General features: G+C 33.3%; 14 protein-coding genes. 11 read left to right on the top strand and 3 right to left on the bottom strand.

From position 1 onward, the window contains the following. From FC55_RS00325 to clpB, 7 genes are all read left to right on the top strand, one after another. A complete protein-coding gene (locus FC55_RS00325; RefSeq protein WP_003700197.1) occupies positions 1 to 537 on the top strand; it encodes an NUDIX hydrolase in 537 nt (178 codons plus the stop codon). Between the two features lie 9 nt (positions 538 to 546). Then, positions 547 to 768 (top strand): hypothetical protein, encoded by a 222-nt coding sequence (locus FC55_RS00320; RefSeq protein WP_003700198.1) that lies wholly within the window; start codon positions 547 to 549, stop codon positions 766 to 768. A 20-nt stretch (positions 769 to 788) separates the two neighbouring features. Beyond that, positions 789 to 1,475: a 5'-methylthioadenosine/adenosylhomocysteine nucleosidase gene (locus FC55_RS00315; RefSeq protein ID WP_003700199.1), complete on the top strand. Its 687-nt coding sequence runs from the start codon at positions 789 to 791 to the stop codon at positions 1,473 to 1,475. A 15-nt stretch (positions 1,476 to 1,490) separates the two neighbouring features. Further along, a complete protein-coding gene (locus FC55_RS00310) occupies positions 1,491 to 2,633 on the top strand; it encodes a cysteine desulfurase family protein (protein WP_035149772.1) in 1,143 nt (380 codons plus the stop codon). A gap of 12 nt (positions 2,634 to 2,645) precedes the next feature. Further along, on the top strand, positions 2,646 to 2,987 hold the full coding sequence (locus FC55_RS00305) for a DUF1831 domain-containing protein (protein WP_003700201.1): 342 nt from the start codon (positions 2,646 to 2,648) through the stop codon (positions 2,985 to 2,987). Positions 2,988 to 3,099: 112 nt separating this feature from the next. Then, positions 3,100 to 4,227, top strand: a complete 1,128-nt coding sequence (mnmA, locus tag FC55_RS00300) for a tRNA 2-thiouridine(34) synthase MnmA (RefSeq protein WP_003700202.1) — start codon at positions 3,100 to 3,102, stop codon at positions 4,225 to 4,227. 124 nt (positions 4,228 to 4,351) lie between these two features. After that, a complete protein-coding gene (clpB, locus tag FC55_RS00295; RefSeq protein ID WP_003700203.1) occupies positions 4,352 to 6,943 on the top strand; it encodes an ATP-dependent chaperone ClpB in 2,592 nt (863 codons plus the stop codon). A gap of 49 nt (positions 6,944 to 6,992) precedes the next feature. Here the strand turns inward: clpB and FC55_RS00290 are convergent, their stop codons facing one another. Further along, positions 6,993 to 7,178, bottom strand: a complete 186-nt coding sequence (locus tag FC55_RS00290) for a YjzD family protein (protein WP_003700204.1) — start codon at positions 7,176 to 7,178, stop codon at positions 6,993 to 6,995. Between the two features lie 148 nt (positions 7,179 to 7,326). On the opposite strand from FC55_RS00290, the gene dnaE reads away from it, so the two are divergent. From dnaE to FC55_RS00270, 4 genes are all read left to right on the top strand, one after another. After that, the gene (gene dnaE, locus FC55_RS00285; protein WP_035149776.1) at positions 7,327 to 10,620 is read left to right on the top strand and encodes a DNA polymerase III subunit alpha; all 3,294 of its coding nucleotides are present in this window, start codon (positions 7,327 to 7,329) and stop codon (positions 10,618 to 10,620) included. 166 nt (positions 10,621 to 10,786) lie between these two features. Continuing rightward, entirely contained in the window at positions 10,787 to 11,749 is a 963-nt protein-coding gene (gene pfkA, locus FC55_RS00280) for a 6-phosphofructokinase (protein ID WP_003700206.1), read from the top strand. A gap of 89 nt (positions 11,750 to 11,838) precedes the next feature. Continuing rightward, the gene (gene pyk, locus FC55_RS00275; RefSeq protein ID WP_003700208.1) at positions 11,839 to 13,599 is read left to right on the top strand and encodes a pyruvate kinase; all 1,761 of its coding nucleotides are present in this window, start codon (positions 11,839 to 11,841) and stop codon (positions 13,597 to 13,599) included. Positions 13,600 to 13,782: 183 nt separating this feature from the next. Further along, positions 13,783 to 14,067, top strand: coding sequence for a hypothetical protein (locus FC55_RS00270; protein WP_003700210.1), 285 nt, complete (start codon positions 13,783 to 13,785; stop codon positions 14,065 to 14,067). 93 nt (positions 14,068 to 14,160) lie between these two features. Here the strand turns inward: FC55_RS00270 and FC55_RS00265 are convergent, their stop codons facing one another. Next, positions 14,161 to 14,532: a DUF1304 domain-containing protein gene (locus FC55_RS00265; RefSeq protein ID WP_003700212.1), complete on the bottom strand. Its 372-nt coding sequence runs from the start codon at positions 14,530 to 14,532 to the stop codon at positions 14,161 to 14,163. Positions 14,533 to 14,638: 106 nt separating this feature from the next. Next, a complete protein-coding gene (gene plsY / locus FC55_RS00260) occupies positions 14,639 to 15,259 on the bottom strand; it encodes a glycerol-3-phosphate 1-O-acyltransferase PlsY (protein WP_003703540.1) in 621 nt (206 codons plus the stop codon). Between the last annotated feature and the right edge of the window lie 125 nt (positions 15,260 to 15,384).

The following is a 15,384-nucleotide window of genomic DNA, read 5'->3' as shown; positions in this document are numbered from 1 at the left end:
ATGGAATTTGAAGAAAAAGTAAAAAAAGTAGAACATGTTTTTGATGGTAAAATAATTGATTTAGATATTGAAACGATAGAACTTCCAAATGGTAAAGAAGCCAAACGAGAAATTATCCGTCATCAAGGTGCGGTTGCTATTATTGCAATTACTGACGAAAATAAAATGGTATTCATCAAACAATGGCGAGCACCTTTAGGCCAGGTAACTCTGGAAGTACCTGCTGGTAAAATAGAACCTGGTGAGGATCCAAATGTAACGGCAGTTAGAGAATTAAATGAAGAAACCCGCTTTGAAGCTGATAAACTAGAATTTATCAATACTTTCTATACATCGCCAGGTTTTGCAGATGAAAAGATGTACATGTATCATGCTGTAAATCTAAAACCAGTTAAGGATGAACTACCACAAGATAGTGATGAATTTCTTGAATTAGTAGAATTATCACTACCTGAAGTAGAACAAGCAATTGCGAAAGGCTTAATCTGTGACAGTAAAACATTAATTGCAGTTATGTACTGGAAATTAATGCAATAGAGGTGGAAAATGGACGAAAAGCCACAATTAAGGCGTAGTAATAAAGTAGATGATGTTCGGGAAGATTCTGAATTAGAAGGTCTAAGTCGAACAGGTTCTAGGAAACTACGCGAATCAAATGAAGAAAATTATAAGAAAAACCGATTAAAAGCAAGACTAAATATGATAATTGCGGGGTTAATTTTGGCAATTATTATAGTATACTTGATAATGTTTTTCGTTAATTTTTAGTAAAGGAATGAATTTTTTTAATGAAGTATGGAATAATTTGTGCAATGGAAGAAGAAATAAAATCTTTAGTGGCACAATTAGAAGATAAAAAACAAGATACAATTGGTGGAATTGATTTTTACAGTGGTACGATCAACGGAAAAGAAGTAGTACTTACTCGCTCCGGAATTGGTAAGGTTCAAGCTGGTGTGACAACTGGTTTGTTAATTGCTAATTATAAAGTAGATGCTGTTATCAATTCTGGTTCTGCTGGTGGTATTGGCGAAGGATTACATGTTGGTGATGTAGTTCTTTCTACAGGTGCTGCTTATCATGATGCAGATGCAACTGCTTTTGGTTATAAACCAGGACAATTACCACAACAACCTCAAATTTATACTGCAGATAAAGATTTATTAGAAGCAATATCTAAAGCAGCCAAAGAATCTAATTTGGTGGCTAAAGAAGGTTTAATTGTTACTGGTGATCAATTTGTATCTTCTAGCGAAAAAATTACAGCAATTAAAGAAATTTATCCGGAAGCTTTGTCTTGTGAAATGGAAGGAGCAGCAATCGCTCAGGTTGCTTATCAATTCTCAGTACCATTCTTAATTATTCGTGCGATGTCTGATGTTGGCGATGAAGATGCTGGGCAAAGCTTTGATGAATTTATCATAGAAGCTGGTAAAAAGTCAGCAAATATGATTTTAAACTTTTTAAAAAAATAATGTAAGGTGAGAAAGTTGAAGTATATTTACTTAGATAATGCAGGCACAACTCCAATGGCTACAAAAGTTATTGAGAAGATGACTGAAACTATGACCAATACTTTCGGCAACGCTTCTGCCGTAAATTATTATGGTCGTCAAGCACGTGCTATCTTAGATAATAGTCGTCACGTAATAGCTGAGTCGATTAACGCTAAAAATGACAATGAAATTGTATTTACTAGTGGCGGTACAGAAAGTGACAACACTGCTATTATCCAAACAGCGATGGCTAGAAAAAATGAAGGTCGTCATTTGATTACTACAGCAATTGAACATGAAGCAGTTCTAAAACCAATGGCATATTTAGAACAAGAAGGCTTTGAAGTTACTTATCTTCCAGTTGATGAGTATGGTCAAATTAATTTAGATGATCTAAAACAAGCTATTAGATCAGATACAATTTTAGTATCTATTATGATGGGAAATAATGAAGTTGGAAGTCATCTCCCTATTAAAGAAATAGGTGAAATTGTAGCCCCAACTAATGCTTGGTTCCATACAGATTCAGTTCAAACTTATGGTGCACTTGATATAGATGTTCAAGATTTAAAAGTTGATTTATTATCAGTGTCTGCACATAAATTGAATGGCCCTAAAATGTTAGGATTTCTATATCGCAGAGATGGAATTAATTTCCCATCCTTAATCAAAGGTGGCGATCAAGAATTAAAGCGTCGTGCAGGAACTGAGAATGTACCAGCAATTACAGGTTTTGCAGAAGCTGTTAGTTTATTACCAGCAGAAGTAAAAGAAGAACATCGCCAAAAATACTTATCTTTTAAACATCAATTGGTGGATGGATTAAAGGAAAATGGAATTGACTTTGAGATTAATGGGCATCTTGAAGAAAATCAATTACCTCAAATTATTAGTATCTGGTTTAAAGGCTTTGCTAGTGATAGTTTACTAACTAACCTTGATTTAAGTGGGATTTCAGCAGCTGCTGGTTCAGCATGTACAGCTGGCTCATTGGAACCTTCTCATGTTTTGGCAGCAATGTATGGTGAAGATAGTCCAAGAGTTGCTGAATCCTTACGTTTTAGTTTTGGAATCAATAATACTAGTGAGGACATTGATTACTTGATTAAGACGTTAGTAAAAATTGTTAAGAAATAGAGGGGATTTATTATGGCATATGGCACAACAGCAAAAATATTAGGAGATACAAAGACATACAAACTTTCTACTAATGTTAAGAGATTTCCACTACGCGATGCAGGCTTTATAGAGTCTAAGGGTGGTAAATTTCAATTAGAACGTTCATTAGATCCATATTCTCCTTTCAATCAAGGATATAAATTAAAAGTCGCAATTCAAGCTGACATGAAGAACTTTAAGATGGTTACTTTAACAGCTAATGGAATGCGCGAAGTAAATATTTTTAAAGGTAATGACAACCAAGGTAATATTGAACAATTAGAATTTATCATTAATGATTTAAAGGAAAGGAAAATCCTAGAAGAAGTTTAGGATGTATTTATGCTTGATATTAATGGTAATAATAGCTATAATGTAGCTTACTGAACAAAAACGACCTTCAAATCGTGAAATTCAGAATATATTGAAATGATGGTGATTTTTTGTGAAAGACAAGAGTCAAATTCGTGTCGTTGTGGGAATGAGTGGTGGAGTTGATTCTTCAGTTTCTGCTTACTTATTGAAACAACAAGGATATGACGTTGTTGGTGTATTTATGAAGAACTGGGATGATAAGAATGATAGTGGTGTCTGTACAGTAACAGAAGACTATCAAGACGTAGCTAAAGTTGCTAGTCAAATTGGTATTCCTTATTACTCAGTTAACTTTGAAAAGGAATATTGGGATAGAGTATTCACATATTTCCTTGATGAATATAAAGATGGACGTACTCCAAATCCTGATATTATGTGTAACAAAGAAGTTAAGTTTAAAGCTTTCTTAGATTACGCAATGTCTATTGATGCAGATTATATTGCAATGGGACACTATGCACAATTGCGTCGTGATGAAGATGGTAGAGTGCATTTACTACGTGGAGCAGATGATAACAAGGATCAAACTTATTTCTTGAGTCAGCTTTCACAAGAACAATTACAAAAAGTAATGTTCCCAATTGGACACTTACAAAAATCAGAAGTAAGAAGAATTGCTGAAGAAGCAGGTTTAGCAACTGCTAAAAAGAAAGATTCAACTGGAATTTGCTTTATCGGTGAACGTAACTTTAGTAAATTCTTAGGTGAGTTCTTACCTGCACAACCAGGTGAAATGGTAACTCTTGATGGTGAAGTAAAGGGAAATCATTTTGGCTTAATGAACTATACTATTGGTCAACGCAAAGGCTTAGGTATTGGTGGCGATGGTAAGAGTAATGAACCATGGTTTGTTATCGGTAAAGATTTGAAGACAAATACTTTATTAGTAGGACAAGGCTACCACAATGAACATTTATATGCTAATAGTTTAGATGCTTCAAAGTTAAGTTTTGTTGACGATATTTCTGATCGCGGTGATGAATTCCATTGTACAGCTAAGTTCCGTTATCGCCAAAAGGACACAGGCGTTACAGTTAAATTTAATGAAGATCGTACAAAGGTTGAAGTTATTTTTGACGAACCTGTACGTGCTATTACTCCTGGACAAGAAGTTGTATTTTATGATGGTGAAGAATGTCTAGGTAGTGGAACTATTGACCACGCATATAAGGAAAGTAAATTATTACAATACGTATAATTTTGATAAAGAGGATTGCTATTAAGTGATCCTCTTTATTTTTAAATAAAAGGTCAAACTTAGTCAAAGTTTAAAAAAGATGATATAATATAGGAGATGAAATATATTATAAGGACTGATAAGTATGGATAACGAAAATTATACAACTGAAGTTCAAAAAAGTTTGGCAGAAGCGCAAAAGGTAGCAATTAATCGAAAGCATCAAGAAATTGGAATTAATGAATTATTTAAAGTGTTAGTCCAACCTGGAGAAATAGCTGCCGAGATTTATAAAAAAGCAGGTTTAGACATACAGGCCTTCGAAAACTTTATTGATGGCGAATTAGATAAAGTTAGTGTTGTTGAAGGTGGTAATGTTCAATATGGACAATCAATAAGTCAGCAACTTTTTTCATTATTGCAAAAAGCACAAGAAATAGCTAAAGGCAATCAAGATACTTATGTGTCTGTAGATACCTTAATGTTAGCTTTAATGGAATTAGAGTATAATCCTCTAACAGAATATTTAAAGCAAACTGGATTAACAAAAGATCAGTTAGGCAAAATTGTAGCTGATTATCGAGGAGGAGAAAGAGTGACAAGTCAAGATCAGGAAAAAGGCTATAAATCACTTGAAAAGTACGGAGTAAATTTAAACAAAGAAGTTAGAAATGGTAATCAAGATCCTATTATTGGACGTGATGAAGAAATTCGCGATGTTATTCGAATTTTATCAAGAAAAGCTAAGAATAATCCAGTTTTGATAGGTGAACCTGGTGTTGGTAAAACTGCCATTGTTGAAGGGTTAGCACAGAGAATTGTTCGAAATGACGTTCCAGATAACTTAAAAGATAAGACTATAATTTCTTTGGACATGGGTTCCTTAATTGCTGGAGCTAAATATCGTGGAGAATTTGAAGAACGATTAAAGAATGTATTAAAAGAAGTGAAGAAAAGCGAAGGAAAGATCCTACTTTTCATTGATGAAATTCATAATATAGTTGGAGCAGGTAAGACTGAAGGTTCGATGGATGCTGGAAACTTATTGAAGCCAATGTTAGCTAGAGGCGAATTACATTTAATTGGTGCCACTACTTTAGATGAGTATCGAGAATACATTGAAAAAGATAAAGCTCTTGAAAGACGTTTCCAAAAAGTACTTGTTAAAGAGCCAACTGTTGAAGATACCATTTCAATTTTGCGTGGTTTAAAAGAACGTTATGAAATTCATCACGGAGTTCGTATTCATGATAATGCTTTAGTAGCAGCAGCAACTTTATCCAATCGCTATATTACGGATAGATTCTTACCAGATAAAGCCCTTGATTTAATTGATGAGGCTTGTGCTGAAATACGTGTAGAAATGAATTCTGTTCCTAATGAATTAGATCAAGTAACTCGCGAGTTAATGCGTGAAGAAGTTGAAGAAGCTGCTTTGAAGAAAGAGACAGATGCTGCATCTAAGAAACGTTTAGAGGAGTTACAAGCCGAATTATCCAATTTACGTGAAAAAGCTAATAAACTTCGTCAACGTTGGGAAGATGAAAAGCTAGACATCCAAAAAGTATCTGATAAGAAATCTGAATTAGATAAAGCTCGTCACCAATTAGAAGAAGCTGAAAATAATTACGATTTAGAAAAAGCCGCTAAGTTACAACATGCAACGATTCCACAACTAGAAAAAGAACTACAACAATTGGAAAATAGTGAACGTCCTAAAGAATGGATGGTTGAAGAGTCTGTCACTGATAAGGAAATTGCAGAAGTAATTAGTAGAATGACTGGTATTCCAATTAGTAAATTGGTTGAAGGAGAACGTGAAAAGCTTTTACATTTAGCAGACAATTTGCATAAGCGTGTAATAGGACAAGATGAAGCTGTAGATGCAGTCTCTGATGCGGTCTTAAGATCTAGAGCTGGTTTACAAAATCCTAACAAGCCATTGGGATCTTTCTTGTTCTTGGGGCCAACAGGTGTCGGTAAAACAGAACTAGCTAAGGCTTTAGCAGAGAATTTATTTGATTCTGAAAGTCATATGGTAAGAATAGATATGTCAGAATATATGGAAAAATATTCAGTTTCAAGATTAGTTGGTGCTGCTCCTGGTTATGTAGGATACGAAGAAGGTGGACAACTTACAGAAGCTGTTCGTCGCAACCCTTATACTATTATTTTATTAGATGAAGTTGAAAAAGCTCATCCAGATGTTTTCAACATTTTATTACAGGTTCTAGATGATGGACGTTTAACTGATGGTCAAGGAAGGACAGTTAACTTTAAGAACACAATTTTAATCATGACATCTAATTTAGGTTCAGAGTTCTTGCTAGAAAATGATTCTACAGATGGTACAATTTCTCCTGAAATAAAGAAGAAAGTCATGCAACTAACACAGGCGCACTTCAAACCAGAATTCTTAAACCGTATTGATGATATTTTGATGTTTACACCATTAACAATGGATTCTGTACAAAAGATTGTTGAAAAATTCATTCATCAATTGTCAGATAGATTAGAAAGTCAAGAGATTACGTTAGGTATTGATGAAGATGCTCAGAAGTGGATTGCTAAAGAAGGATATAACCCAGCTTATGGTGCAAGACCACTGCAAAGATTTATAACTAATAACGTTGAAACGCCGCTAGCTAAGGAAATCATTGCTGGGAAAATTCTACCTCATTCTAAAGTGACGGTAACTTTAGTAGATAACCAATTAAAATTTATAACTCAAGCATAATAAAAAAGTGTGTGAATTTTACGTTCACACACTTTTTGTTTGATATAAACTATTTTGAAGCTTTTTTATCGCTGATAAAGTAGTTCAAGCAGTTAATACCGATTAAACCACCAATCATGCAAATTACACCACTTGCTAACCAGTCAAATTGAACACCAGTTAAAGCAGAAATGATATAACCAATAACTTCACCATAGATAAAGCCCCAAAATAGGACTGTAAGTTGTTTACCCATTTTCAACACCTCATATCTATACTAAGTTATTCTATCACAATTTTAAAGAACTTACATGTAATATTTGTGTATCTTATCTATAATTTTGTAAAGTTGATATCTTTTAAGTATAATGAAATTGTATTTTGTAGGAAAGGAGAGATATTATATGTATGCTCCCTTACAAGTTTTAAGTTCATATAGTTTGTTGCAAAGTCCATTGAGAATTTCAGAGTATGTAAAGTTAGGAAAAGAATTGGGATACAGTGCTCTGGTATTGACAGATATAAATTCAATGTATGGCGTTTTGGACTTCTATCATGAATGTGTTAAAGCAGGAATTAAGCCAATTATTGGTATTACATTACAATCTAGCGATGATGAGTATATTTTTATTGCTAAGAACAGTAATGGTTATCAAAATTTGATGAATATTTCTTCAAAGAGACTAACTGCAGTAGATGAGAACTATAAAAATATTTTTAAATTAACAGATATTACAGAGTATTTACAGGATGTAATTGTTGTATTGAATCCATCGTATCTAACGGTAAATGACATAATAAGTGATCAAGTGACAGAATTACAAACATTAGTGTCAGCTGCCGAGACAATTTATTATGGTGTTAACCCTAATGATAGAGATGCTATAAATAATGATTTAATGGCTGCTGAGAAGTTACAATTAGAGACGATTTTATTAACACCAGTTAAATACTTAAAAGAACGTGATTATTTTAGTACTAAGGTATTACAAGCCATAGGAACTGGTGAAAATGTTAATCCGAATTGGAATTTTAAAAATGATGGAAATTATCTACATACACCTGAGGAATATGAGCGCTTAGGTACAGATTATTTAAGTAGTGCATATCAAAATGCAATTAATGTGATTGCTCAATGTAACTTAACATTAAACTTTCCTAAAACACAGTTACCCCATTTTAAAGAAACTAATGGCTTAAATTCAGAAGATTTCTTAAGAAAATTATGTCAAGAAGGATTAGCTAAAAGAATAGCGGAAGAAAATATAAAGAACCAAGAAGAATATCAAAATAGATTAGATTATGAATTATCAGTTATTCATCGCATGGGATTTGATGATTACTTCTTAATTGTTTGGGACGTGACAAATTTTGCTCATGAAAATAATATTTTAACCGGTCCAGGTAGAGGATCAGCAGCTGGTTCTTTAGTTTCATATACCTTATATATTACTGATATTGATCCTATTAAGTATGACTTGATTTTTGAACGTTTTTTGAATGAAGAACGTGCTCAAATGCCAGATATTGACTTAGATATTCCTGATATAAAAAGAGATACTATCATTGAATACTTACATCAGAAATATGGGCAGCAACATATGGCACAGATCATAACCTTTGGAACATTAAAAACAAAACAGGTATTGCGCGATGTTGCCAGGGTATTTGATTTAAAAACTTATGAAGCAGATGCGTGGAGTAAGGCGATACCTAAAGAATATGGAATTACTCTAAAAGAAGCGTATGCTAGTAGCCAATCTTTGAAGAACTTAGTTGCAGATAACTCTAAGAATCGACTATTATTCGAAACAGCCATTGCACTTGAAGGACTACCACGACATTATTCTACACATGCAGCTGGGATTATCTTAAGTGATGATGATTTAGTAGATCACGTACCAGTTCAGATTGGTGGCGATGGTATTTTAATGAGTCAATTTGCTAAAAATCAAGTTGAAGAAGTTGGATTGTTAAAAATGGATTTTCTAGGATTGAGAAATTTATCAATTTTGGAAAATACAATTACACTAATAAAAAAGGGTTATCATATTGATTTTGATATAAGAAAAATTAATTTGGATGATCCTGAAACTTTAAAGATCTATCAAAATGCAGAAACAAGTGGTATTTTTCAATTTGAATCAGCTGGTATCAGAGGGGTACTAACAAAATTAAAGCCTACTTCATTTGAAGATGTAGCAGCGGTAAATGCCTTATATCGTCCAGGACCTATTCAAAATATTGACGAATTCATTGCAAGAAAGCATGGTGAAAGACCAATAACTTATCCTTCAAAAGAACTGGAAGGTATTTTGAAGCAAACTTATGGAATTATGGTTTACCAAGAACAAGTTATGCAAGTTGCTTCTACTATGGGAGGCTTTACTTTAGGACAAGCGGATTCGCTTAGAAGAGCGATGAGTAAAAAGAAACATGATATCATTTCGCGAATGGAAGTTATGTTTATTAATGGTGCGATGAAAAAAGGATACACGCATGAAGTTGCTAAAAAAGTGTATGCTTACATCATGGAATTTGGAGATTATGGTTTTAACCGGTCACATGCAGTTGCTTATTCAAAAATGTCATTTGAATTAGCATATATAAAAGCACATTATCCAGCAGCTTTCTTTGCAGCTTTATTAAATTCAGTAATTGGAAATCCACGTAAAACTAAAGATTATGTTTTAGAAGCTAAGAATAAGGGAGTAAAAGTTCATCATCCAGACATCAATATTAGCCAATCTCTATATATCTTACGTAATGGGGAAATCTACTTTGGTTTAAGTTGTATTAAGTCATTGAGAAAGAACTTTCTTCAAGATATTTTGCAAGAAAGAAAACGAAGTGGTATTTTCAAAAACATGGAGGATTTCTTGCAAAGAATCAATAAAAGATACTTAAAAAGAGAATTAATAGAGATTTTAATTTATTCAGGTGTCTTTGATACATTTGGTCAATCTAGAAAAGAATTGTTGGCGATGTTACCACGCTTACTAAGCAATATTGAACTTAGTGGAAATAATGTTGAACTATTTTCAATATTAGCACCCAAGAAAACGACTGTAGAAAAGATAGAGATTTCAAATGATGAACTCTTAGAAAAAGAAAATTATTATCTAGGAGCTTATTTATCAGGTCATCCAGTCGAAAAATATGTAGAGTTAATCTATTTAACCAATTCAACTAGAGTTTCTCAAATAAACGAGTCTAATAAAGATAAGTATGTTTCAATGATTTTGCAGATAAAAGTTATAAAAATCATTAGAACTAAAAATGGTTCTCAAATGGCGTTTGTAACTGCAGCTGATCAAACTGGAAACATGGATTTAACGTTTTTCCCTAATGCATATAAGAGATTTTCATCAGTTTTGGAAGACGGAAATATTATCTTAATTGAAGGTAGAGTTGATACAACAAGAGGATTGGCCATAACAATTAGTAAAGCGATGTTAGCAAACGATGTAAGAATAAAAACTTATTATCTACGCTTATCAAAAGCCTTCGATACAAGTAAAAGAAGAAATCTTGAAAAGTTAATGCTCCAAAACAGTGGTAATGTACCTGTTATTATAGTTGATGAAAAATCGGGGAAAAAGAAACTTCTTAATAAAAAATTATGGCTATCACAGGATAAAATAGTTTACAATAGACTTGTAGAGTTGTTAGGAGTTGAAAATGTAGTTTTGAAATAAATTAAGTTACTTTTTCAAAAAAATTATTGGTTTTGACGGCTTTTTTACAAAAAAATCAGAATTTTTACTTAATTTTTCATATTTTTACAAGACAATTGCTTATAAAAGTGGTAATATTACTTGTGGAGAATGTAGTTCTACTGAAATATATACTTGAGGTGAAAAAATGAAACGCATTGGTATTTTAACTAGTGGTGGCGATGCAGCTGGTATGAACGCAGCTGTACGTGCGATTGCTCGTTCTGCAATGAATGCAGGTCTTGAAGCTTACGGTATCAACTACGGATATAAAGGACTTGTAGAAGGTAACATCTTTAAGATGGAATCTACAAAACTTGATGAAATTATCAATCGTGGTGGTACTATCTTATATTCTGCACGTTTCCCAGAATTTGCAGAAACAGAAACACAATTGAAAGGTATCGAACAATTAAAGAAATTTGGTATTGAAGCATTGGTTGTTATCGGTGGCGATGGTTCATACCATGGTGCAGAAAAATTAACTATGCACGGATACAATTCAATTGGTGTACCAGGAACTATTGATAATGACATTCCAGGTACAGACTTTACAATTGGTTTCGATACTGCTGCTAATGTTGCAATGGAAGCATTAGATCGTATCAACGATACTGCAACTTCACACCAACGTGTATTCGTTGTTGAAGTTATGGGTCGTGGCGCAGGTGATATTGCATTATGGTCTGGTATTGCTACTGGTGCAGATGCAATTGTTATTCCTGAACGTGAATACGATATTGAAGCTATCGCAAATAAAATTTCCGAAAACCGTAAGAACGGTAAAGATCATGGCTTAATTGTTTTAGCAGAAGGTGTAATGGGCGCTGCTGAATTCAAAGAAAAGCTTGATCAATACGGTGATTTTGATAGTCGTGCTATTACTTTGGGACATATCCAACGTGGTGGTAACCCAACTGTTAAAGATCGTGTTTTAGCTACAAGACTTGGTGATTATGCTATTCGCTTGTTACTTGAAGGTAAAGGTGGTTTAGCTATTGGTATTCATGATAATCAATTGGTTGCAACTGATATCATTGATACACTTGAAAATCACAAACATCAAACAGATGTATCATTACAAGATTTGAATGATCGTGTTCGTTTCTAATTTTGTATCGATAAAGTATTTATTTTAACTTTCGGCAAAGATAGACATGAAAGTCATCTTTTAATATTTTCAAAGGAGAGGTTTTATTCATGAAAAAGACCAAGATCGTAAGTACCCTTGGACCAGCTAGTTCTGACCTAGATACAATTGTTAAGTTAATCGAAGCAGGTGCAAATGTTTTCCGTTTTAATTTCTCACACGGTGATCATGAAGAACACTTAGGCCGCATGAATTTAGTTCATGAAGCTGAAAAAATTACTGGTAAAACAGTAGGTTTCTTATTAGATACAAAGGGTGCAGAAATCCGTACAACTGTTCAAAAAGAAGGCAAGATTCATTTTGCAATCGGTGATGAAGTACGTATTTCTATGGACGATTCTATTGAAGGTACAAAAGAAAAAATCGCTGTAACATACCCTGGTTTATACGATGACGTTCACGAAGGTGGACATGTATTGTTTGACGACGGTTTGATTGATATGCAAATCGAAAAGAAAGACGATGCAAACAAAGAACTTGTATGTAAAGTATTAAACGAAGGTACACTTGGTTCTCGTAAAGGTGTTAATGCTCCTGGTGTTTCTATCAACTTACCTGGTATTACAGAAAAAGACTCTGATGATATCCGCTTTGGTTTAGACCAAGACATTAACTACATTGCTGCTTCCTTCGTACGTAAGCCACAAGATATCTTAGATATCCGTGAATTACTTGAAGAAAAGCACATGGAACATGTACAAATCTTCCCTAAGATTGAATCTCAAGAAGGTATCAACAACTTTGATGAAATCTTGAAAGTTTCTGATGGTTTGATGATTGCTCGTGGTGACATGGGTGTTGAAATCCCAGCTGAAAATGTTCCATTGGTACAAAAATCATTAATCAAGAAGTGTAACTTAGCTGGTAAGCCAGTTATTACAGCTACACAAATGCTTGATTCTATGCAAGAAAACCCACGTCCTACACGTGCTGAAGCTTCTGACGTTGCTAACGCTGTATTTGATGGTACAGATGCAACAATGCTTTCTGGTGAATCTGCAAATGGTGACTACCCTGTAGAATCTGTTGCTACAATGGCACGTATCGACATCAAGTCTGAAAATGCATTACGTCAACACAAAGCATTGACATTAGATGCATTTGATAAGACAGATGTTACAGAAGCAATTGGTCGTTCAGTTGCTGAAACAGCAGAAAACTTGAACATTAAGACAATTGTTGCTGCTACAAAATCTGGTCATACAGCACGTATGATTTCTAAGTACCGTCCAAATGCTGACATTTTAGCTGTTACATTTGATGACCGTACACGTCGTGGTTTAACAGTTAACTGGGGTGTACAACCTGTATTGGCTGATGCTCCTTCATCAACTGATGAAATGTTCCAATTAGCTACAGAAGAAGCTAAGAAGGCTGGTTTAGCTAAGGAAGGCGACTTGATCTTAATCGTTGCTGGTGTTCCTGTAGGTGAAAAGGGTACTACAAACATCATGAAGATCCAATTAATTGGTTCTAAGTTAGTTTCAGGTCAAGGTGTTGGTGATGAAACTGTTATCGGTAAGACAGTTGTTGCAACATCTGCTGATGAAGCAAACAAGAACGCTGTTGAAGGTGGAATCCTTGTAACAAAGACAACTGACAAAGATTACTTACCAGCTATTGAAAAATCATCTGCTTTAATCGTTGAAAATGGTGGTTTAACATCTCATGCAGCTGTAGTAGGTATCTCTATGGGTATTCCTGTAGTTGTTGGTGCTAAGGATGCAACATCATTGATCAAGAGCGGTGAAGTTGTAACAGTTGATAGCCGTCGTGGTATTGTATACCATGGTGCATCAAACGCTCTTTAATCCTGTTACGATAAGATTTTAGAGTTTCGCAACTTGTGAGATTTTATTAAAAATATAATTGAGTAGCTCATTTCGTTTTTACGAAATGGGCTACTTTTTATTTTTATCAAAAAACAAGGTACAACAGTTGTATTTCGATATTATAATGTACTTAAGAAAGAAATGAAATGAGGTATAAGTAGTATGGAATATAGCAAGAAAGAAACAGAAGAGTGGCTTCGTGGAGGAGAATTACCTGATAAAAGTACTAAACTGGGTATAAAGGAATATATTTTCGATGATGTGACGCTAACTTTAGATAAAAATCTACATCCAACAATTAAAAGTAGTAAGAGTATTAAATTAAAGTTGTTAGAATTTAAATATGAATATCACTCTTCGAAGGGAGAAAATGTAGTATTGTTGAGGTTATCTTATCAACAAGGAAAAGAAGTTGTCAGAGTAACAAAGGAAATAATTGAGAAATAATTGTATGAATTTCAAAGTAGATATTAAAATAAAAAGATGCTGTAGTTTACGATTTGAATTAGTAAGCTGCAGCATTTTTTTGTTGAAAATGTATTATTTAAAAATAATTAATGATAATAAAGCTAATATTGCTGGTGTACCTTGTAAAAGCAAAATTTTGATGTTTTTAGCACTAAGCCATCCATAAATTGCGGCAATAATAACAAAGATAACAAACATTGTAGTACCTATAAATTGAGAATTTACAGGGAAAAAGAAACGAGAGAATAGCAAACCAACACCAATAAAACCATTGTATAGACCTTGATTTTTCATTGAAACTCTAGCTTCTTCCATTGATAAGTATTCTTTACTTAATCCAAAGACATTTTCTAATTTTTCTTTAGAAGCAAACATTTCTAACTGCATGATATATAAAGCTTCTAAAGCAACTAAAGAGGCTAAGATAGTAGAAAAAATACTCATTAAATTTTCCTCCTTTAAAATTATGTAGCGTTACTAGTATAGCGAAAAAAATGATATTATTGCAAATTAAAAACCTTTGGAAATAAAGATTTTTAATCCCAAAGGTTTATTTTGTATTTTTTTGTCGTCTTCGATATCCTAAACCGAAAGGAACCATATTTTCAGTTCCGTTTTTAATTCTTTCGATATTTTTCCAATGTCTAGCAAAAACGAATATAGTTAACACAATGGCTACGATAGTTAAAACTCGATCATTGAAAAATAAGGAAATGATAGAAACAAGTGTGAAGCCTAACATACTAGCAACACTTACCATACTACTAATATATAAAGTAATGATAAAAATGGCCCATGCAATTGTGAAGAATAAAGGATTATATACAAGTAATACGCCTACACTTGTAGCAACCGCCTTACCACCTCTAAAGCCAGCAAAAATAGGAAATACATGCCCTAAAATTGCAGATAATCCAATCAATAGCACACTAACATTTACGTGGAAAATAAATGGTAAACAAGCTGTTATAGTTCCTTTTAACATGTCCATTAATAATACAACGATACCAGCTTTCTTTCCCAGAACTCTAAAAGTATTAGTAGTACCCATGTTACCACTACCATAGTTACGAATATCTTTATTATAAAATATCTTTCCTATCCAAACACCAGATGGAATAGATCCTAAAAGGTATCCTATAATAAGCATTAAGATAATTTTTATATCCACTAAAAAATTCCTCCTAAAGTAGTCACTCATACACTATATTAACATTAAAGAAACTATTTTTCATTAATTAAAATTAAAATTTATCCATATAATTGCTTGATATGAGATAGAAAAATGCGATATGA

Source organism: Ligilactobacillus salivarius DSM 20555 = ATCC 11741 (genome assembly GCF_001435955.1).
Classification (GTDB): domain Bacteria; phylum Bacillota; class Bacilli; order Lactobacillales; family Lactobacillaceae; genus Ligilactobacillus; species Ligilactobacillus salivarius.
The sequence above is the reverse complement of the archived record's forward strand: the minus strand, read 5'-3'. Positions and strand labels throughout refer to the sequence as shown.